At 74.0% G+C, this 19401-nt stretch carries 19 protein-coding genes; 9 read left to right on the top strand and 10 right to left on the bottom strand.

Annotated features, from left to right (window positions below; genetic code table 11):
• Window positions 1–447, top strand: a 447-nt coding sequence (locus tag PV721_RS28740) for a hypothetical protein (protein ID WP_319729114.1), incomplete at its 5' end; no start/stop codon positions are given.
• A gap of 226 nt (window positions 448–673) precedes the next feature.
• Here the strand turns inward: PV721_RS28740 and PV721_RS28735 are convergent.
• Window positions 674–1135 (bottom strand): nitroreductase/quinone reductase family protein, encoded by a 462-nt coding sequence (locus tag PV721_RS28735; protein WP_319729111.1) that lies wholly within the window; start codon window positions 1133–1135, stop codon window positions 674–676.
• Window positions 1136–1292: 157 nt separating this feature from the next.
• Here PV721_RS28735 and PV721_RS28730 point away from each other — a divergent pair, with 157 nt between their 5' ends.
• From PV721_RS28730 to PV721_RS28720, 3 genes are all read left to right on the top strand, one after another.
• Window positions 1293–1991, top strand: coding sequence for a TetR/AcrR family transcriptional regulator (locus PV721_RS28730; protein WP_319729109.1), 699 nt, complete (start codon window positions 1293–1295; stop codon window positions 1989–1991).
• A gap of 160 nt (window positions 1992–2151) precedes the next feature.
• Window positions 2152–3102 (top strand): spherulation-specific family 4 protein, encoded by a 951-nt coding sequence (locus tag PV721_RS28725; RefSeq protein WP_319729106.1) that lies wholly within the window; start codon window positions 2152–2154, stop codon window positions 3100–3102.
• Between the two features lie 249 nt (window positions 3103–3351).
• A complete protein-coding gene (locus PV721_RS28720) occupies window positions 3352–3633 on the top strand; it encodes a hypothetical protein (RefSeq protein ID WP_319729105.1) in 282 nt (93 codons plus the stop codon).
• 4 nt (window positions 3634–3637) lie between these two features.
• Here PV721_RS28720 and PV721_RS28715 read toward each other — a convergent pair whose 3' ends face one another.
• Complete coding sequence (locus PV721_RS28715) at window positions 3638–3889, bottom strand: DUF6332 family protein (protein ID WP_319729103.1); 252 nt, start codon at window positions 3887–3889, stop codon at window positions 3638–3640.
• Between the two features lie 70 nt (window positions 3890–3959).
• Complete coding sequence (locus PV721_RS28710; RefSeq protein WP_319729102.1) at window positions 3960–4703, bottom strand: maleylpyruvate isomerase family mycothiol-dependent enzyme; 744 nt, start codon at window positions 4701–4703, stop codon at window positions 3960–3962.
• Between the two features lie 39 nt (window positions 4704–4742).
• On the opposite strand from PV721_RS28710, the gene PV721_RS28705 reads away from it, so the two are divergent.
• Together PV721_RS28705 and PV721_RS28700 are read left to right on the top strand one after the other, a co-directional pair.
• A complete protein-coding gene (locus tag PV721_RS28705) occupies window positions 4743–5414 on the top strand; it encodes an alpha-ketoglutarate-dependent dioxygenase AlkB (RefSeq protein WP_319729101.1) in 672 nt (223 codons plus the stop codon).
• A gap of 43 nt (window positions 5415–5457) precedes the next feature.
• Window positions 5458–6717 carry an ROK family protein gene (locus PV721_RS28700; RefSeq protein WP_319729100.1) on the top strand — a complete coding sequence of 420 codons (1260 nt, stop codon included), beginning with the start codon at window positions 5458–5460 and terminating at the stop codon, window positions 6715–6717.
• A gap of 56 nt (window positions 6718–6773) precedes the next feature.
• On the opposite strand, the gene PV721_RS28695 is transcribed toward PV721_RS28700, so the two are convergent.
• Window positions 6774–7322 (bottom strand): ATP-binding protein, encoded by a 549-nt coding sequence (locus PV721_RS28695; RefSeq protein ID WP_319729098.1) that lies wholly within the window; start codon window positions 7320–7322, stop codon window positions 6774–6776.
• Between the two features lie 199 nt (window positions 7323–7521).
• Here PV721_RS28695 and PV721_RS28690 point away from each other — a divergent pair, with 199 nt between their 5' ends.
• Both PV721_RS28690 and PV721_RS28685 read left to right on the top strand, forming a co-directional pair.
• Entirely contained in the window at window positions 7522–8667 is a 1146-nt protein-coding gene (locus PV721_RS28690) for a PLP-dependent cysteine synthase family protein (protein ID WP_319729097.1), read from the top strand.
• A gap of 159 nt (window positions 8668–8826) precedes the next feature.
• Entirely contained in the window at window positions 8827–9678 is an 852-nt protein-coding gene (locus PV721_RS28685) for a hypothetical protein (RefSeq protein ID WP_319729095.1), read from the top strand.
• Here the strand turns inward: PV721_RS28685 and PV721_RS28680 are convergent.
• Window positions 9650–10138, bottom strand: a complete 489-nt coding sequence (locus PV721_RS28680) for an SRPBCC family protein (RefSeq protein WP_319729093.1) — start codon at window positions 10136–10138, stop codon at window positions 9650–9652. The genes PV721_RS28685 and PV721_RS28680 overlap by 29 nt on opposite strands.
• A 221-nt stretch (window positions 10139–10359) precedes the next feature.
• Here PV721_RS28680 and PV721_RS28675 point away from each other — a divergent pair, with 221 nt between their 5' ends.
• On the top strand, window positions 10360–12753 hold the full coding sequence (locus PV721_RS28675; RefSeq protein WP_319729090.1) for a hypothetical protein: 2394 nt from the start codon (window positions 10360–10362) through the stop codon (window positions 12751–12753).
• On the opposite strand, the gene PV721_RS28670 is transcribed toward PV721_RS28675, so the two are convergent.
• The 5 genes from PV721_RS28670 to PV721_RS28650 all read right to left on the bottom strand — a co-directional run bounded on the left by PV721_RS28670 (window position 12695) and on the right by PV721_RS28650 (window position 19033).
• Window positions 12695–15160: a right-handed parallel beta-helix repeat-containing protein gene (locus PV721_RS28670; protein WP_319729088.1), complete on the bottom strand. Its 2466-nt coding sequence runs from the start codon at window positions 15158–15160 to the stop codon at window positions 12695–12697. The genes PV721_RS28675 and PV721_RS28670 overlap by 59 nt on opposite strands.
• 211 nt (window positions 15161–15371) lie before the next feature.
• Window positions 15372–16007, bottom strand: a complete 636-nt coding sequence (locus PV721_RS28665; RefSeq protein ID WP_319729086.1) for a hypothetical protein — start codon at window positions 16005–16007, stop codon at window positions 15372–15374.
• Window positions 16008–16224: 217 nt separating this feature from the next.
• The gene (locus tag PV721_RS28660; protein ID WP_319729084.1) at window positions 16225–17049 is read right to left on the bottom strand and encodes an MOSC domain-containing protein; all 825 of its coding nucleotides are present in this window, start codon (window positions 17047–17049) and stop codon (window positions 16225–16227) included.
• Window positions 17050–17101: 52 nt separating this feature from the next.
• The gene (locus tag PV721_RS28655) at window positions 17102–17608 is read right to left on the bottom strand and encodes a DUF6643 family protein (RefSeq protein WP_319729082.1); all 507 of its coding nucleotides are present in this window, start codon (window positions 17606–17608) and stop codon (window positions 17102–17104) included.
• Between the two features lie 246 nt (window positions 17609–17854).
• Window positions 17855–19033 (bottom strand): glycosyltransferase, encoded by a 1179-nt coding sequence (locus PV721_RS28650; protein WP_319729080.1) that lies wholly within the window; start codon window positions 19031–19033, stop codon window positions 17855–17857.
• Between the last annotated feature and the right edge of the window lie 368 nt (window positions 19034–19401).

Here is a 19401-nt window from a genome sequence, read left to right as displayed (position 1 = left end):
GGCCGGGGCGTGGGCGGGGGTGGTGCTCAGGGCGCTGCGGGTGCGGGCGAGCCGGACTGGTGGGGCGGCCTGAACCTGAACGGGATCGAGCAGCCGGAGCCGGTCCTCGCAGCCTTCGAACGCGGCGAGCGGTCCGTCGGTGTGGCGGTGATCGCGCTGGCCCTCAACCACCCCGATCCCGCGGCCGTGCTGCCCGTGGTCGCCAGGGCGCTGGAGTCGGCGGACCGGGAGGTCCGCCGGCAGGGAGTGGTGGCCCTGGCCCATGTGGCGCGGCTCCACGGCACGGTGGACCGGCGCTGTCTGGAGCTGCTGCGCCGCTGTCCCCGCGGCAACGAGGCCGACGACGACCTGTGGTCCTTCGTGCCACACCGGGAGCTTCCGCTCTGGCTGTGGGGGCACCACCTGCGGGAACGGCTGGTCGAGCGGCTGCGCCTGCCGTTCGGCTGAGCGGCCGCGGCGGCCGGGCGGGCACGGCGTTCATGGCCGTCGCGGGTGTCGCCGCGGTCGTGGTCGTGGTCGTGTCGCGGTTGCGGTTGCGGTGTTGGCCGGGTCATGGCCGCGGTCATGGCCGGACGGCCGCGGTCATGACCGGACGAGGAGTCGTGGCGGTCGCAGCGGTCGCGGCGGTCGCAGCGGTCGCAGCGGTCGCTGAGGCGAGTGAGCCGGGTCCGGGTCAGTTCGACACCGTGATCCGGAAGACCGGGTGGTCGGCGGCGGCCGCCTGGATCTCCGCGTCGGAGGACTTCGCGGTGACGCCCTGGAAGAACCGGTCGACCTCCCAGCCCCACTTCTCCAGGTAGGTGCGCAGGACGGCGGCCTGCTGGACCGGGTCGGTCAGCTCCGTGGCGGTGAACGTCCGCACCTTGCGCCCCACGCGCAGCTCGCCGCCGCCCGCGACCCGCATGTTGCGGACCCACTGGGAGTGGCCGCGGGCCGAGACCAGGTACTGGGCGCCCTCGTACGTGTGCGGGTTGACCGGAATCCGCTGCATCGTGCCGGACTTGCGCCCGCGCACCGACATCTCGGCGCTGCCGGCCAGGCTGATGCCGAAGCGGGCGAGCTTGCCGAAGAGCGCGTTGAAGCGGGTGGCGAGCGGGCCGGCCTGGACGTAGTACGGGGTGGGCGTCGCGTTCATGGTGACCTCCGGGGCCGTTTTCCACTGTGAGAGAGCACTGCTCTCGCTTGAGAACAGTGTGCACGGATCGATGCACCAAAGCAAGAGCACTGCTCTCGAAATGGAGCAGGGGTCCGTTTTCTGGGCACTGCTCCAGATGCGTGGCACACTGACCCGCATGAACACCGTGCGAGGGGCCAGGGAACGGGCCCGCATCGAGGTCACCGCCGCCATCAAGGACGAGGCGCGCCGCATGCTCGCGGCCGAGGGCGCCGCCAAACTCTCCCTGCGCGCCGTAGCCCGCGAGCTGGGCATGGTCTCCTCCGCCCTCTACCGCTACTTCCCCAGCCGCGACGAGCTGCTCACCGCGCTGATCATCGACGCGTACGACAGCATCGGCGCCGCCGCCGAGGAGGCCGACGCCGGCGCCCTCGCCGCCGGATCCCCGCCCCGCACCCGCTGGATCGCGGTCTGCGAGGCCGTCCGCGCCTGGGCGCTGGAGCACCCGCACGAGTACGCCCTCATCTACGGTTCGCCGGTGCCCGGCTACAGCGCCCCCGCGGACACCATCGGCCCCGCCTCCCGGGTCGGCAACACCTTCGTCGGCATCCTCCGTGCCGCCTACGAGGGGCGCGGCCTCGCCCTCCCGCCACTGCCGCCGGCCCTGCGTCCCGAGGCCGACCGGATGACCGCCGACTTTGCCGAGGGCCTGCCGCCGCAGGTCACGGCCGCCCTCGTCGCCGCCTGGGCCCAACTGGTCGGCCTCGTCTCCTTCGAGCTGTTCGGCCAGTTCAACCGCATCGTCGAGGACCGTGCCGCATTCTTCGCGCACGCCGCCGCCCAACTGGCTCACGGCGTGGGCCTGTCCGCCGTATGACGGGAGGGCGGGCAGCTGGAGGCTTTTGCGGAGATTCACATGATGAGGCGATGGCTCGCTCTTCTGTTCCTCATACCAATGCGGGCGGTTCAGCCTTGAACGACGGGCCGCCCGTCTAGTGTTCCTCGGGTCGCCCCCTGCCGCCGCCGGAGGAACGTTCATGCCTCGCGCCGTAAAGGCCTTGTACGCCGTCCTGGCCACCCTCTTACTGGCCGCGCCGGCGCCGGCCGTCACCGCGTCGGCGCGCGACGCGCCGGCGGTCGCGGCCGACGCCCCGACGTCCACCCCGCTCCCCAAGCCCCGGATGCCGGGCGTGCGGGGCCTGGAGATCGGCGTTCCCGCGTACGTCTGGGCGAACGACACCATGCTGACCGACCTGACCGCCACCGCTCCGGCCGCCTCGGTGGTCGTCCTGAACCCGGGCAACGGCGACTCGCCGTTCGGCGCCCCCTGGCGGTCTCGGGCCGACGCGCTGCGCAAGCGCACCACCTCCACCGGCGAGAAGACCAAAGTGCTCGGCTACGTCCACACCGACCGCGGCAACCGCGACATCGCCGCCGTCAAGGCCTCCGTCGACAACTACCTCAAGACCCCCGACGGCCGCCTCCACGTCGACGGCATCTTCTTCGACGTGGTCAGCCGCGACTGCGGCCCGGCCAACGCCACCCGCGACCATTACGCGGAACTGCGCCGCTACGTCCAGGACACGATGAACGCCGCCGACCCGGCCGCCCCCGACCTCGTCGTCAACAACCCCGGCACCGCCATAGCCGACTGCTACCTGGAGCCGGGCCGCCGCACCGCGGACGTCTTCGTCACCTACGAGGACACCTACGCCGCGTACACCGGCGGCGGCTGGCTCGGCGGCAACATCTTCGACCCTCTCTCCGGCTACCGCGCCGGAACCGAACTCGACCCGAGCGGAACGGCGTTCTGGCACCTGGTCCACGACGTCCCCGACGCCGAGGCGATGCGCGCAACCCTCCGCACCGCCTTCGACCGCGGCGCGGGCTACGCGTACGCGACCAGCACGGTCATGCCCAACCCCTGGAACGCGGGCCCGACATGGAAGTACGGCGCCCAGACCACCTACGCGGCCACCCTCGGCTAGGTCGTCTCTTTCGGATCTTGCCGGTTGAGCCCGCGTCGTCTGGTGCCGTGCATCGCAAGGCGGAGGGGCGCCCTTGTACTGGACGTACTCGCTTGCTCCCGACAACGCGGCGAGGTGCGGTGCCTGGGGGTACCTCCCAGCGGTAGCTGGGGGAGCGGCGCGGGTCAGGCAAGATCCAAAAGAGACGGCCTGGCCCCGAGCCCGCGATATTCGGCGGCTGCACGCCTCGTCGGGTGGCAGTCTGGCCCGATGCCCACCTGGACTCCGTCGGCCGTGCTGTTCGACAACCTGCGGTACCTGCTCAACGAGTGGGATCCGATCGGCGTCGCCGATCTCTCGCAGGACGAGTACGACTGCATGCTCGTCCCCTTGTTCCAGCGTTTCCACCGCGGCGCCACCCGTGCGGAGATCGGTGAGTTCCTCTGGTGCGAGCTGGAGGACCACTTCGGTCTGGACCCCGTCGCCCACCGGACCGACGCGATGGCCGACCGGCTGGTCGCCTGGTGGGCCGCGGTGGGTCCGGCGGCCTAGCGGTTCAGCGGCCGTCGTTCTCCGGACGGCGGGCGAAGCGCCACAGGACGTGGGTGATCCGGAGGAGGAACACGACGCCCGCCACGATTCCCCCGGCCACCGCCAGGGCGTGGCCGGCCGCTGGGGGCACGGAGAACGCCAGCGCGGGCCCGTACACCGCACCGAAGGTGAGGGCGGCCGCGAAGCAGGCGCTGACGAGGGCGTAGCCGATCTCGATCGTGATCGCGTCCCGGTCCGCCTGAGTACGTTGCTCCATGCGTGCAGTGTCACAGTGCGTACGGCCCGTCACAAGGGGGCCCGCGCCGCGCCGCTTCCCGCCGCCCGGCTCAGATCCCGGCCGTCTCGCTCCACAGCCGGGCCAGCGCCAGGTCGCCCGTCACTCCCGGACCCGCCAGCGGGAGCCGGTTCCACAGGGCCGCGTAGAGCCAGGCCGCCTCCCCGGTCAGTTCGCAGTCGGCCGCGTCGCCCGTGTCACCCTGCACGGTCCGGGCCGGCTCCTGCGACAGCTGCACGGTCCACACCGCGCCCGTGTCGGCGGCCCGGACCCGTACCGTCCGGGGCTCCGGCGTACGCACCCGGCTGCGCGGCCGCGCGTGGAAGCCGGTCAGCAGCTCGTCCACCCCGTCCTCCGCGAACTCCGGATCCACCGGGGAGAACGCCACGCCCCGCGCGGCCTCCGCGTCCATCCGGTGCACGGTCGTCTCGTGGGCCTGCCGCCGCGCCCAGAAGGCGAGCGGCGACGGCGGGGCCGTCGGGAGGAAGGTCCAGCACTGCACGTCGGCCGGGGCCTCGGTCAGGGTGCGCACCAGGTCCGCGTGGCCCTGCCTGAACCACGCGAGCAGCTCGCCGTCGGCCAGTTCGGGCGCGTCCGGGAAGCCCACCGGCTCCAGCCGCCGCTCCGCGACGTACCCGGCCGCCCAGCGGTGCACCGACCCGGTGTGGCGCAGCAGATCGGTGACGTGCCAGCCCGGGCAGGTGGGGACCGGAGCGTCCGTGCCGGCCTGTTCGGCCAGGTCGGCGAGCAGCTCGCCTTCTCGTGCGAGGGTCTTCACAAGTTCGGTGATCTCCATACCAGGAGTCTTATCAGCCCGCCCGCGACAATGGGGGACATGGATGGGGAACTCTTCCCGCGCGAGCGGACCGTGATCGCTCCCGGCGCCGTGCACGTGCCCGACTGGCTCGGGGCCGAGCGGCAGGGCGAGTTGCTGGCGGCCTGCCGCGCGTGGGCCCGTCCGCCGGCGGGCCTGCGCACCGTGCGGACCCCGGGCGGCGGGGTGATGACCGCCCGGCAGGTGTGCCTCGGGCTGCACTGGTATCCGTACGGGTACGCCCGTACCGCCGTCGACGGGGACGGGGCGCCGGTCAAGCCGATGCCGGGGTGGCTCGCCGAGCTGGGGCGGGAGGCGGTGGCCGCCGCGTACAGGGACCTGCCGGACCTGCCGGATCTGGGGGACCCTGCCGCGGCCTACGACATCGCGCTGATCAACTTCTACGGCGGCGACTCCCGCATGGGCATGCACCGCGACGCCGAGGAGAAGTCCGGGGCTCCGGTGGTCTCGCTCAGCCTCGGCGACACCTGCGTCTTCCGCTTCGGGAACACCACCTCGCGCGGCCGCCCGTACCGGGACGTGGAGCTCCGCAGCGGGGATCTCTTCGTCTTCGGGGGCGCGAGCCGACTGGCCTACCACGGAGTGCCGAAGGTCCTGCCGGGCACCGGGCCGCAGGCCCTCGGGCTGACCGGGCGGCTGAACATCACACTCCGGGTCGGCGGGCTGGGCTGAGCGGCGGCGTCCGGCACGCTCCGATCATGCGAGGATCGATGCCATGAACGGCAACGGGGCCCCGCCGCGGGTGGGGGATGTGACCACGCCATCCGCGTCCGCGACCGCCACGCGGACCAGGCTGGAACGCGGTCGCGGCGCGCTCGGGCCGGCGCTGGAGCTCGTCCACACCGGCCGCGCCCCGACCCGCGCGGTCCTGACGGCCGAGCTCGGGGTCACCCGCGCCACCGCCGGAGCCGTCGCCGCCGAGCTCGAGGCGCTCGGGCTGATCCGCGTCGACTCCCGCCCCGGCGGGGCCGGCGGCGCCCAGGGCCGCCCCTCGCACCGCCTCTCCGTGGCCGAGGACGGGCCGGTGGCCCTCGCGGCCCAGGTGCACTCGGACGGCTTCCGGGCGGCCCTGGTCGGCCTCGGCGGCCGCATCGTGGCCACCGCCCCCGGCAAGGTCACCGTCTCCGCCGACCCGGCCCAGGTGCTCGGCGCGGTCGTGGAGGCGGGCGCCGAACTGCTCGCCGACAGCGGCCGACGCTGCGTCGGCGCGGGGCTCGCGGTCCCCTCGGCGGTCGCGGAGCCGGAGGGCACCGCGCTGAACCCGCTGCACCTGGCCTGGCCGGCCGGTTCGCCCGTACGGGCCATCTTCGCGGAGTGCGTGAAGGCGGCCGGGATCGACGGCCCGGCGCTGACCGGGAACGACGTCAACCTGGCGGCACTGGCCGAGCACCGGCACGGCGCGGGGCGCAGCGCGCAGCACCTGCTGTGCGTGGCCACCGGGCACCGCGGGGTCGGCGGGGCGCTGGTGCTGGACGGCCGCCTGCACAGCGGCAGTTCGGGCCTGGCCCTGGAGGTCGGTCACCTCACCGTGAACCCCGAGGGGCGGGCCTGCCACTGCGGCGGCCGCGGCTGCCTGGACGTGGAGGCGGACCCGCTGGCCTTCCTCACGGCGGCGGGCCGCAGCCCCGGCCCCGAGGTGTCGCTGCTCCAGCAGGCCCGCGACCTGCTGCGCGACGAACCCGCGGAGCCCGCGGTGCGGGCCGCCACGGAGGAGCTGATCGACCGGCTCGGGCTCGGCCTCGCCGGCCTGGTGAACATCCTGAACCCGGACCGGATCATCCTCGGCGGCCTGCACCGGGAACTCCTGCACGCCGACCCGGAGCGGCTGCGCGCGGTGGTCGCCGACCGCAGCCTGTGGGGGCGCAGCGGCGGTGTACCGATCCTGCCGTGCACGCTGGACCACAACAGCCTGGTCGGCGCGGCGGAACTGGCCTGGCAGCCGGTGCTCGACGACCCGCTGGGAGCCTTGGCCTAGGCTCGCTTCCGGACCTTGCCGGGCACGGAGCCTTGGCGGGCGGGTCGGGGCCGGGCCTACCCGGGGCCGGCGCCGACCGGCGATGCCACCGGCGCACCCGCCCCGAGGGCCCCCGGGTCGACGGCGACGAGCACCGTCCGCGCGGGTTCTCGTACGGGCCTGGTCTCGATCCGCACCGGCTGCGGGGGCGCCGCCTGGGCGGGAGCCGCCGTGAGCGAGAACCACACCACCTTGCCCGGCCCGTCGGACTGGTGCCGTGCGCCCCAGGACTCGCTGAGCGCCGCCACCAGGGCGAGGCCCCGTCCGCAGGTCTCGAGCGAGCCGGCCGGCGCCTCGTGGAGCACCGGAAGCCGCGGATCGCTGTCGATCACCGAGACGGTCAGGCGCCCGAGACGGAGTTCGATCTCGACGGTGCAGGTCTTGTCCGGCTGCGCGTGGCGATGGACGTTCGTGAGCAGTTCCGTCACACCGAGCGCAGCCCGGTCTATGAGCGGATCGAGCTGCCAGTGGCGCAATTGTGCAGAAACGATTCTGCGGATTTGGCCGATCCGCGACGGCAAGGCCTGCAGTTCGACGACGCAGTGCCTGCGGGAATGAGTGATCACGGCTGCGACTCCCCGACATGAGTGTTACGGGTGCTGCACCCTCGGTAATGCTCCACCAGGGTCACCCACGGTGCCGCGCAGTGCAACCGAACGCGAGCGAAAGCGATGTGCATGGAAACCCAAAGTGAACGTTTGTGCAGGTGAGCGAGGTACATTGCGAAAGGAGGGGGCGAATTACACCCATGAAGGAGCGCGGCGCATGAGCACCACCGGCACCACCAGCAGCACCGGTACGACGGCCACCACCATCGACGTCGACCGCAGCGACGCGGACTACCGCGCCTGGCTGAAGGAAGCCGTCCGCAAGGTCCAGGCCGACGCCAACCGCTCCGCGGACACCCACCTCCTGCGCTTCCCGCTCCCCGAGGCGTGGGGCATCGACCTCTACCTCAAGGACGAGTCCACCCACCCGACGGGCTCCCTCAAGCACCGCCTCGCGCGCTCGCTGTTCCTGTACGCGCTCTGCAACGGCTGGATCCGCCCCGGCCGCCCGGTGATCGAGGCCTCGTCCGGCTCCACCGCCGTCTCCGAGGCGTACTTCGCCAAGCTGATCGGCGTTCCCTTCATCGCCGTCATGCCGCGCACGACGAGCCCGGAGAAGTGCCGGCTCATCGAATTCCACGGCGGTGAATGCCACTTCGTGGACGACCCGATGAAGATGTACGAGGCGTCGGCGGAGCTCGCCGCCCGTACCGGCGGGCACTACATGGACCAGTTCACGTACGCCGAGCGGGCCACCGACTGGCGCGGCAACAACAACATCGCGGAATCGATGTACCAGCAGCTGAAGCTGGAACGTTTCCCCGAGCCCGCCTGGATCGTGGCGACCGCCGGTACGGGCGGCACCTCGGCGACCATCGCGCGCTACGTGCACTACATGCAGCACGACACCCGCATCTGCGTCCCGGACCCGGAGAACTCCTGCTTCTTCGACGGCTGGACCAACAACGACCCCGACGCGAGCAGCGATTGCGGCTCGCGCATCGAGGGCATCGGCCGGCCGCGGATGGAGCCGAGCTTCGTGCCCGGCGCCATCGACCGCATGATGAAGGTCCCGGACGCGGCGAGCGTCGCCGCCTGCCGCGCGCTGGAGACGGCGATAGGGCGCAAGGCGGGCGGTTCGACCGGTACCGGCCTGTGGAGCGCCCTGAAGATCATATCGGAGATGGTGGCGGAGGGCCGTACCGGCAGCGTCGTCACCCTGCTGTGCGACCCGGGCGACCGCTACCTGGACAAGTACTACTCCGACGAGTGGCTGGCGGCGCAGCGGCTCGACATCGCCCCGTACGCGAAGACCCTCGACACCCTGCTGACGACCGGGGTCTGGCGCGAGCCGTCGGCCTGACCGGCCTGACCGGCCTGACCGGCCTGCCGCGGGAGCCGTGGGGCCCGGCCGGCCCGTGGCGCGACGGTGACGGTCCGGGGATGAAAACGCCCTGGCCGGAGCCGAGTCGGCTGGCTACGCTGTGCGGACTTTTGAGCGCGGCGGAGCTTCGGGGGAGCCATGGCGGGCATCGAGTACAACAGACCGGAACGGGACGCGCGCACACGGGCCCAGACCGGTGCGGGTCGGCAGCCGCGGCCGGTTGACCGGCCGGACCGGCCGCGGGCCGAGCCGCCGGCCGAGCCCCAGGTCGAGTCCCGGGCCGAGTCGCGGGCCGAGTCGCGGGCCGAGTCGCGGGCGCCGCAGCTGGAGTGTCCGAGCTGCCACCGCCCCGACGAGGTGCGGGCCGTCCCCGCCATCTGCGTGGGCGGGCACAGCAGGTACCGCGAGGAAGCCGGCGGCCGCGACCGAAGCGTCGGCGCCCTCGAGGTCGTCCCGCGGCTGGCCGAGGCACTGGCCGTCGCCCCGCCGCCACCCGTGACCGCCGGGCGGACGGCGCTGGGAGTACTGCTGCTCCTGGTGTCGATCGGTACGTTCATCGGCGGCGCGCAGGGCGGGAACTGGTTCGCCGACGCGCCCGCGGCCGAAGCGGACCACGGCTCGATGACGCCCTGGGGCGGCGCGACGTGGGCCCCTGCGCCCGAGCCCGAAGCCGAGCTCCTGTTCCTGGCCTGGATCTCGGGGTTCGCGCTGCTGGGTGCGGTCCTGCTGATCGTCTCGGCCGTGCGGATCCAACGGGCGTTCAGGGCGCGGATCGCGGCCGGACGCGGCGCCGCCGAGGAGGTCTGGTCCCGCGGCTGGGGCTGCGCACGCTGCGCGGTGGTCCATTTCGGCACCGGGCCGGCGATGACCCTGCAGGAGTTCCGCAGGGCGGTCTGGGGTGCGGGGGGCTACGGAGAGCTGGCCGAAGTGCACCGTGCGACCGGCACGGTGGCGGACCCGGCTACTGATCCGCCCCGCGCCGGGCGGTGAGCCGCCCGTCCAGCGTGCGGACCGCCGTGCGGAAGGAGTGGCCCAGGCCCGGGCGGGCGGCCGTCAGGGCGAGGCGGAACGGGGCCGAGCCGTCCGCGGCGAAGGTCCAGCGGACGTGCGTGCCCGAGCCGGCCGGCGTCAGCCGCCACTCCTCCAGCAGGGCCCGTAGTCCAGGGGCGTTGGTCGTGTCGGCCCGGTACGCGTAGCGCTGCTCGGGATCCGCGGCCATGACCGTCTCATGGAAGCGCACCCCGCCCATCAACCTGACCTCGCGGCCCGCACCGCCGTGCGTGGGCCGGGCCAGGGTCACCGCCCTGAACCAGCCGGGCCAGCCCGCCACTTCCTCGGCGAGCGCCTGGTACACGGCTTCGGGCGGCGCCGCCGCCTCGGTGGCGAAGACCAGCCGGATCGGCGCGTCGTCGATGAAGTCCAGCCCCACCGGACGGAGTCGGCGAGCCATGGCGGTACCCCCTGGGACGAGGTTCGGGTCTGCGTGGGCGTCACCATAGCCGGACGGCCCTGAGATGTCCGCTGCGATCTCAGGCAGATTCCCGTCCCGGTTCCGGTCCCGGCGCTCTCACCCTCGCGCGGGGGATCCGCGCGGCGCGGGGCCTGGGCACGGGAGGCGGCGCGCGGGATGCTGGAGTCGCGCCGATCCCGCCCCCGCGAGCGGAGGCCGCTGTGCCGGACCGTCCCACGCCCGACCATCCCCTCGCCCTCGAACTCCTCGTCCACGGAGTCGCCGGCGCCGCCCCCGGCGAGCTGCTCGGCGACCCGCGCACCGTTCGCGTCACCGGAGACTCCACCGCCGCCGTCTTCCGCCGCACCGAGGACGCCGACGCCGAAGCGCACCCCGAGCGGTACGCCGGGCGGCCCGTTCCGGAGGCCTACTGCTGGTCCCGGCTCACCTCCGGCAACGGCGCCCGCGCCCTGTGGCTGCTGCTCCTGCCCTTCATGGTGGCCAACCTCGCCCACTGGGCCCGGCCCGCCACGCACGCCGCCGACCCGGCCCCGCGCGCGGTGCGCACGTACGGGGTCCTCGTACGGATCCTCGCGCTCAGCCTGTCCGTGCTGCTGATCGCGGCCGCCTGCGAGGTCGCGCTCGACCTGTTCGCCTGGCAGTGCGCGGGCTCCCGCACCTGCACCGGCTCCCGCTCCCCGCTCGGCTTCCTCGCGCCCGGAGGCGGTTGGTGGGCCCAGCCGGGGCGCCGTCTCGCCCTCGGATCGGTGGTCCCCGCCGCGCTGACCGGACTGCTCTGGTTCCTGTCGAACCGCACATGGAGCGCCTACGAGTCCCAGCCGCCGCCCGCCGGCTCCGCCGACCCGGACGCCGCCTCCGACACGGCGCCCGCGCTCGGCCGGCCGGGATTCTGGTACGGCCGCCGGATCGTGGCCCGGCTGCGCGCCGCGCACACCGCCGCCGGGCTGCTCACCGTGGCGGCGGCCGTCGCCGTGCCCACCGCCCGCTACGACCGGCGGGCCGGCGCCCCCGCCCCCCTCGAAGCCCTCGGCTGGACCATTCAGGCGCTGCTCGCCGCCGGGGCCGTCACCGTGGCCTGGGTCGTCTGCCGCCGCGGCCGCTCCGAAGCCCGGGCCGACCACCGGCTCGACCGGGCCGCCGTCAGCCTGCTGCCCGGCGCCGCCCTCGGCCTCCTCGCCGCGGTCCTCCTCCACGCCTGCTGGTCGCGCCCCGGCTGGGCCTCCACCGGCCGGCTCCCCGGGGACTTCGCCTTCGGCGTGCTCATGCTGGGGCAGGGCTGCTGCGTGCTCGCCCTCGCCGCCGTGGCCCGGTCCCTGCACCGACGGGCCCCCGATCCGTCGGCCGCCCTGCACGGCCTCGCCGGGCCCGCCGTCGCCATGCTCGGCTGCGCGCTCGGCGGGGTGATGTCCGGCGGGGTCGCCCAGCGCGTCGCCGACTGGCTGGACGGCGGCGCCACCCCCGGGATGGCCGGCGCCCCGCTGCCTGGGCCGCCCGTGCTGCTGTCCTGGCAGGCCGCCGTGTTACCGCCGATGCTCCTCGTGCTGGCCCTGCTCGCCGTCTGCTTCGCGGTGCGCGGAGCACGCTCCCGGGCCCGGCTCGCCGGAACCGTGGCCGCCGAGTACCCCGGGGAGGCGCCGGACGGGGCCCGCAGCCGCCGGATCGCCGGGGCGCGGACCGCAGCCGCGCTCACCGACTCCGCGCCCTGGTTCGTGGCGGCCGTCTCCGGGATCACCCTCGTGCTCGGCGCGGGCGCCCTCGCCGGAGCCTGGCTCAGCGGGCAGGTGCCGGGCGAAGCGGCCCGCGGGACCCAGCCGTTGCTGGAAGGCGCCGCCCGCGCCGCCCAGGACGCCGGGTCCTGGCTCATCGGCCTCGGCATCGCCGTCTTCGTCACCTGGGGCCGCCGCGCCTACCGGGACCCCTCCGCACGCCGGACCATCGGCATCCTGTGGGACGTCGGCACCTTCTGGCCGCGCGCGGCCCACCCCTTCGCACCGCCCTGCTACGCCGAGCGCGCCGTCCCCGACCTGACCTGGCGGATGGCCGGCTGGACCGGCCGCACCGGCGGCCGCCTGGTGATCTCCGGCCATTCCCAGGGCAGCGTGCTCGCCGCGGCGGCCGTCTGGCAACTCCCGCCGCCCGCCCGCCGCCGGGTCGCCCTGCTCACGTACGGATCCCCGCTCGGCCGCCTCTACGGCCGCTGGTTCCCCGCCTACTTCGGTCCCGGGCCGCTCGCCGCCCTGCACCAGGAACTCGACTGCTGGCGCAACCTCTGGCGGGCCACCGACCCCATCGGCGGCCCGGCGCTTCCCGGCGCGGGGCAGGACGTGGACCGCGGCCCGCTCGCCGACCCGATCGCCTACGGACGCAGCGCCCGCCACCCGCTGCCCGCGCCGATCCTGGGCCACTCCGACTACCAGGCCGATCCCGTCTTCGCCGCCGAACGCGACGCGCTGCTCTCCCGGCTGGACGCGGTCGCACGGGGCTCGGGGCCCCGCCCAGCGGTAGCTGGGGGAGTACCCGACCAGCGGGCCGCCGTCAGCAAGGAGCGGGCAGGGCCGGCAGGGCCGGGAGATCCGCCGGGAACAGCAGGGTGAGCTCGTCCGTACTGGGCTCCGACAGCTGGGCCACCCGGCCCGCGTGCCGCTCAACCATCGACTCGAAGGTCTGGCGGGCGGTGCGGCCGTTGCCGAAAGCCGGACCCTTGGGGAGGTCCGTGAAGTAGGTCAGCAGGGCCTCGGAGGTGCCCTCCCCGAGCCGGTACTCGTGCTCCTCCGCCTGCTGCTCCACGATCCGCAGCAGTTCCCCGGGCCCGTAGTCGCCGAAGGTGATGGTCCGGGAGAACCGCGAGGCCACACCGGGGTTGACGGTCAGGAAGCGGTCCATCTCCGCCGTGTACCCGGCGACGATCACCACCACCGCGTCCCGGTGGTCCTCCATCAGCTTCACCAGCGTGTCGATGGCCTCGCGCCCGAAGTCCCGGCCCGAGTCCTCCGGGGCCAGGGCGTACGCCTCGTCGATGAACAGCACCCCGCCGCGTGCCCGCTCGAAGGCCTCCTGCGTACGGATGGCCGTGGAGCCGATGTGCTCGCCGACCAGGTCCACACGGGACACCTCGACCAGGTGACCGCGCTCCAGCACCCCCAGGGAGGCGAGGATCTCCCCGTACAGCCGGGCGACCGTGGTCTTGCCCGTGCCGGGGGAGCCGGTGAAGACCAGGTGCCGGCGCACGGAGGCCGCCTTGAGGCCCGCCTGCTGCCGCCGCCGGCCCACCTCGATCATGTCGGTGAGCGCGCGCACCTCGCGCTTGACGCTGTCCAGGCCCACCAGCGCGTCGAGCTGGCCCAGCACCTCGCCGGAACCCCGCACGCCCGCCGCCGCGCCGCCCTCCGGCCGCTCCGCCGCGGGCCGCGGTACGGTCGCGGGCGCCTGGGCCGGCTGCGGTACGGAGCTTTGCGCCGCCGTGACCGTACGGATCCCTGCCTGCGCCCCCGCGAACGCGCCGCCCGAGGCCGACTGGGCCGCCAGCCGCGGGCCGGACTCGTCGCTCGTGCACTCCTCGGCGAGCGGCCCGTCCTCCGCGAACTCGTATCCCCCGCGGGCACAGCGCTCGGTGTGGCAGCGGGTCAGCGTGGTGCGGCAGCCGTCCATGACGTGGAAGCCGAAGCCGGAACTGCCCGTCACCCGGCAGGCTGTGAAGGTGCCGCGCCCGCCCGCCGACACGTAGAAGCCGGCCTCCGCCGGGGAGGTGACCGTGCACCGCTCCAGAGCGGGGTCGGCGCCCTTCGTGACGATCACGCCGGTCTGGACGGCGTCGATGGTGCAGTTGGCGAGCGTGCCGCCGCTGCCGTGGTCGCGGAACCAGGCCCCGGTGGCCGCCTCGCGGATCCGGCAGTCGTCGAGCTGCGCGGTCGCCCCGTCGCTCACCGAGACGGCGGTGTTGCGCACCTGGGACAGGTCGCTGTCGACCACGTCGACGCGCGAACCCCGGTCCAGCACGAACAGTGCGTCCGGCACGTCGTGCACCCGGCAGGAATCGAGGGCGACGGTGGCCCCGTCGCTGATCCACACCGCCGGATAGTCGCCCGTACTGTCGTGGATCTCGCAGGACTCGGCGTCCACCCGGGTTCCCGGGTCCCACACGGACAGCCCGTTGCGGCCGAAGCGGCGGACCGTGGTGCGGCTGAGGGTGAGCACCGAACGGGACCGCAGGTCGACTGCGTTCTCCGGGATGTCGTGGATGTCGCAGCCGGCCAGGGTGAGGACCGCGTCGGTGTCGAGGGTGACGCCGTCGGCCGAGGTGCGGTGCACCGCGCAGTCGGTGAGCCGGGCGGTGGCGCGGGCGGCGATCTGCACTCCGGCGCCCTTGACCTCGTAGACCTCGCAGCCCAGCGCCTCCAGGCCCGAGCCCTCGCCCGTGACCCCGATGCCGGCGCCCGTCGCGTGGTGGACGCGGCAGCGCTCCAGCCGGGGCCGGCCGCTGCCGCGGACCGAGATGCCGGTCTGCCCGGCGGCCACGACCTCGCACTCCTCGAACACCCCGCCGCCGCCGTCCAGTACGGCGATCCCGACACCGGCCGGGTTCTCCACCGTGCACCGCCGCACGAGGGGCCGGGCCCCGGGGCCGCGTACCTCGATGCCGGCCGCCGAGTGGGTGCTGACCCGCAGATCGGTGAGCTCGGGGCAGCCGTCCTCCACCAGCAGCGCGGGCGCCGCCCGGTCCTGGCCCTCCAGGTACAGGTCCTGGACCACGGCCGAGGCGCGCACGGTCAGCGCGACCCCGTCGAGCGGGGCGATGCGCACCGACCCCAGCCCGCCCTCGGGTCCGCGCAGGGTGACGGCGTGGTGCAGCACCAGGTTCTCCCGGTAGGTGCCGGGGGCGACGGTCAGCACGTCTCCGTCCCCCGCGACGGCGAGCGCGGCGGCCAGCGTCGGATATTCACCGGAGCGGCGCCGCCACCGCGAAGACCCGCCGTGCGTCACCTGGACCGTGCCCTGAACCATGGTGCTGTCGTGCCCCCACCCTCGTACTAGCGCTGCCGATGCGACCGAAGCCACTGAAGTCTGAAGCCACCGGAACCACTGAAGTCACCGGATCCGCCGCAGCCGATCCGTGTGGTTCGGAGCCGTGTGAACGGCCGGTGCCACCGAAGCTGCTGGAGCGACCGATCCGGCCGCCCCACCGTAGCGCGCGCGGAGCCGAAGAGGTGCCAGGTCAACTGCCCGCGCCCGCTCGGCCCCAGTCCGGTCCGGCGGCCGCCCAGGCCCGGTCCAGACGTATGTACCGCCGATGCACGAGCCGTCGTACGACCAGCCGCCGGACCGTCTCGCCCAGCGCGGCCACCCCGATCGCTGCGGCCAGGCCGGCCATCCCCGCGTGGAAGGCGGCCGCGGACGGGTCCAGCGGCTGCCCGACCAGCCGGCCGTGCGCATCGGTCCATATCCGGAACCGGTCGCCGGCGCGCGGTGGTTCCTCCGCGGCCGGCACGGTGCCCTCGTGGCTGCTGCCGTCCGGCGCGGTCCACGCGGCCACGATCTGCGTACGGCGCGGGGCGGTCCGCTGCGCCGACACCTCGGCGGGCACGTCCGCCGAGCCGTCGGCGGGCACGTCCGCCGCCGACTCCGGCGCCGGCCGGACCACCACGGCCGGAACGAGATGACGCTCCTGCCGCTGCTCCTGCGCGGCCTGCTGCAGGGTGCCGTCCACCCGCAGGCCCGCGACCCATCCGATGGCCGGAGCCACCACGAGCACGCACACCAGCGCGGCGAACGCCACCCACGCCTCGAAGAGATCGGTCGGCCGGCGCAGCGGATTGCGCCGCCAACGCCACACACCCATTGCTGTCCGCACGGTCCGGCTCCCCCAACTTGTGCCAGTCTCCCTCTGCCCATGTCCTGACTGATCCAACGGCGTGGTCGTGCCTGTTGGTTCCAGCGTGGATGCGGAGCCCCCCGAAGGTGTCATTCCGGGCCGGCTGGTCAGTGCCGGGCATCCGTGTCATCCGCGCCGTGCGAGTCGCCCGCGGTGTCCGGGCAGGGCATCATTCGCGCTATTCACATCATTTGCGTCATTCCAGGACGCGTACCTCATCGCCGACGCGCACCGTGCCCAGGCGCACCGGCACCAGGAGCCGCCCGAACGCCAGCGACTTGCCGATCCGCCGGTGCTTCCCCAGGGTCTTCAGCGGTTCCCTGCCCCGCTCCGCCGTCGCCTGGTCGGTGGTGGTGACGACGCACCGGCCGCATTCCCGTGCCCCGCGGAAGACGGCGTCGCCGATCGCGATGCGCCGCCAGCCGTCCTCCGCCCACGCCTCGGCGCCGGATACCACCACATTGGGGCGGAAACGGTTCATGGGCAGCGGACCCTCCTCGGGATGGTCCCCCTGCGCGATCAGCGAGTTGAGCGCGTCCAGCGAGGCGAGGGTGGTGATCAGCAGCGGATAGCCGTCGGCCAGGCTCACCATTTCGCCGGGCAGTGCGTAGTCCGGATCCACGGGACGCCGTACGGACGGATCGTCCAGATGTATCAACCGCACCGGCTCCCGCAGGTACGCGCTGAACCAGTCGGCCGCGGCGCTCGCCGCGACCACGGTCTCGACCTTCTTCCCGAACAGGACGACCGGCTCCAGCGGACCCGGCTCGGGCACCTCCACGACCAGCTCCGCCATGCCCGGCGCGGTCACCGCGATCCGGCCGCCGGCCATCGGACGGGCCGCCGCCAAGGCCAGCTGCGGATGGCGGCGTTGGGTGATGACCGTGCCCCCGGTGTCGACCAGCGCCCACCGCCGGTCTCCGGACAGACCCCAGGGCTCCACGGCCGCTTCCTCGGGAGCGGTTCCCGCCACCGACTTGACGGGATGGACGTGGAGCGCCTGGACGTGCATTTTCGACATGGGGGAATACTGCCAGCCCCCTCCGCCGTCCCGGCGCCTGTCGGTGGCCCGGTCAGTAACCACGCCCCTGGTACTGGCGGCCGTACGGGTCCTCGTACGAGGCCGCGGGCACCGGCGCGGGCACCTGCATCGGACGCGGCGCGGCCGGGCGCATGGCCTCGTACCCGGTGGCCATGGCGGCCGGGCGGGGCTGCTGAGGCTGGGGCTGCGGCACGTATCCGGTACGCGCCGGAACCGGCTGCTGCTGCGGGATGTACGGGGCGGGTGCGTGCTGCAGCGGCATCGGCTGCGGGGCCTGCTGTTGGTACGGGTAGCCGTAGGCCGGAGCCTGCTGTTGCTGAGGGGCGGCCGGCGGCAGCGCGGGCAGCGCCGACGCCAGGGCCGGCAGGTAACCGCCGCTCGAATATCCGGCACTCGGAGACTCGTAGGCGGCCGGAACGCGGATCGGGGCGATCTGCGGGGTGCCGCGTTCGGCGACGAGGGAGTCGTAGATGGGGGTGTCCGGGAAGGAGGGCGCGGAGTAGTAACCGCCGCCATAAGTGGAGCGGGGGGAGGTCATGGGACCTAAGTTAAGCCCACGACTTCACCGGGTCCATAGCGAGGTGTCGTCAACACCGCCCTGACCTGCATCTTCCCAGGTCAGGGCCTCACCTTTCACTTCACGTTCACGTGCACGATTCGCCACTTCCACCCCACCTTGTTCCTACTCGTACTCACCGGTTGGGTGTTGCACCGACTTCGTACTGACGCAGCGTCACAACGCGGTGACCTCGGATGACTCGGTTCCGGGCAGCCGTTCGTCGTTTCAGGCGTCGCTGGGACGGGCATAGGTACGGCCCTTCCAGGACGCACCGCGACCCCGGTAGTGCTGAACGGCTGAGTCGACGGTCATCAGGAGGTACAGCAGGGCCGTGAGCGGAAGCAGTGGCGCGAGCACGGCGGGCTGCCGGTAGTAGCGCAGCATCGGCAGGTAGGTGCCGGCCATCAGGAGCCAGGCGAGCCCCCCGGCCCAGGCGACCGCGGGGTGTCCGGTCGCGAGCCCCGTGAGGAGGGCGGCCGGGGGTACGAGGTAGACGAGCACCAGCCCGGCGACCGTCCCGGCCAGCAGGAGGGGCTGGTGGCGCAGTTGCGCGTAGGCGCTGCGCGAGACCATCCGCCACAGGTCGGCGAGAGCCGGGTACGGGCGCACGCTGTCCACCCGCTCCGCCAGTCCGAGCCAGATCCTGCCGCCGGAGCGGTGGACGGCGCGGGCGAGGGAGACGTCGTCGATGACCGCCTGGCGGATGGAGTCGGGGATCCCCGCGCGCACGGCGGCGCCGGTGCGCAGCAGCACGCAGCCGCCGGCGGCCGCCGCGGTCCGGGCGGAGGGCCGGTTGATCCGGCGGAAGGGGTACAGCTGGGCGAAGAAGTACACGAAGGCGGGTACGACGAGCCGTTCCCAGAAGCCGGCCACGCGCAGGCGGGCCATCTGGGAGACGAGGTCGAGGTCGGCCGAGGTCGCGGCGGCGACGAGTTCGCGCAGGCTGTCGGGCTCGTGCGCGATGTCGGCGTCGGTGAGGAGGAGGAAGTCGGGCTCGGTGGCGTGCGCGGTGCGCGCCAGCGAGATGCCGTGGCGCAGCGCCCAGAGCTTGCCGGTCCAGCCGGGGGCGGGGTCACCGGGGGAGACGACGGTGAGCGGGAGCCCCGGCTGCCCGGCCGCGAGCCGGAGCGCGAGGCCGCCGGTGCCGTCGGTGCTGCCGTCGTCGACGAGGATCACCTCGGCTTCGCCGGGATAGTCCTGGGCGAGGAGCGAGGGCAGGCTCCGGGGCAGTACCTCGGCCTCGTCCCGGGCGGGGACGACGATCGCGACGGACGGCCAGTGGGCGGGGGCGGTGCGCGGGGGGAGGCGGACGTCGGTCCGCCAGAACATGCCCTGGGCGAGGGTGAGCCAGAGCCAAGCGGCGAGGGAGGCGTAGGCCGCGCAGGCGGCGGTGAAGAGGCCCATGGCGGCAGTGTGCCGGGCCCAGACGGGCCTGTCGCGCATCCGACCGCGTCGGGTGCGGCGGCCCTTGCCGGGCGGGCGGACGGGCGGACAGGGGGACGCGGGCGGGGGCTGCGGGCGGGCCGGCAGGTTGCCCGTGGCGCGTGGTCCTGGGCCGTGGTTCGTGGGGTGTGGCGCGGGGCGCGTGGCCCTGGCCCGTGGCCCATGGGGAAGGGGGCGTGGCTCTGGCCCCTGGCCCCGTGGCCCGGGGGGTGTGGCAGGTGTGGCCCCTGGCCCCTGGCCCCTGGCCTGTGGCCTGTGGGGCGTGGCGCGTGGGGAGGGGGCGTGGCGCGTGGCTCTGGCCCGTGGCCCCGTGGCCCGTGGCCCATGGG

The sequence above is a fragment of the Streptomyces sp. MB09-01 genome (assembly GCF_033794505.1).
Taxonomy (GTDB): Bacteria; Actinomycetota; Actinomycetes; order Streptomycetales; family Streptomycetaceae; genus Streptomyces.
This window is presented reverse-complemented; position numbering and strand designations above follow the sequence as displayed.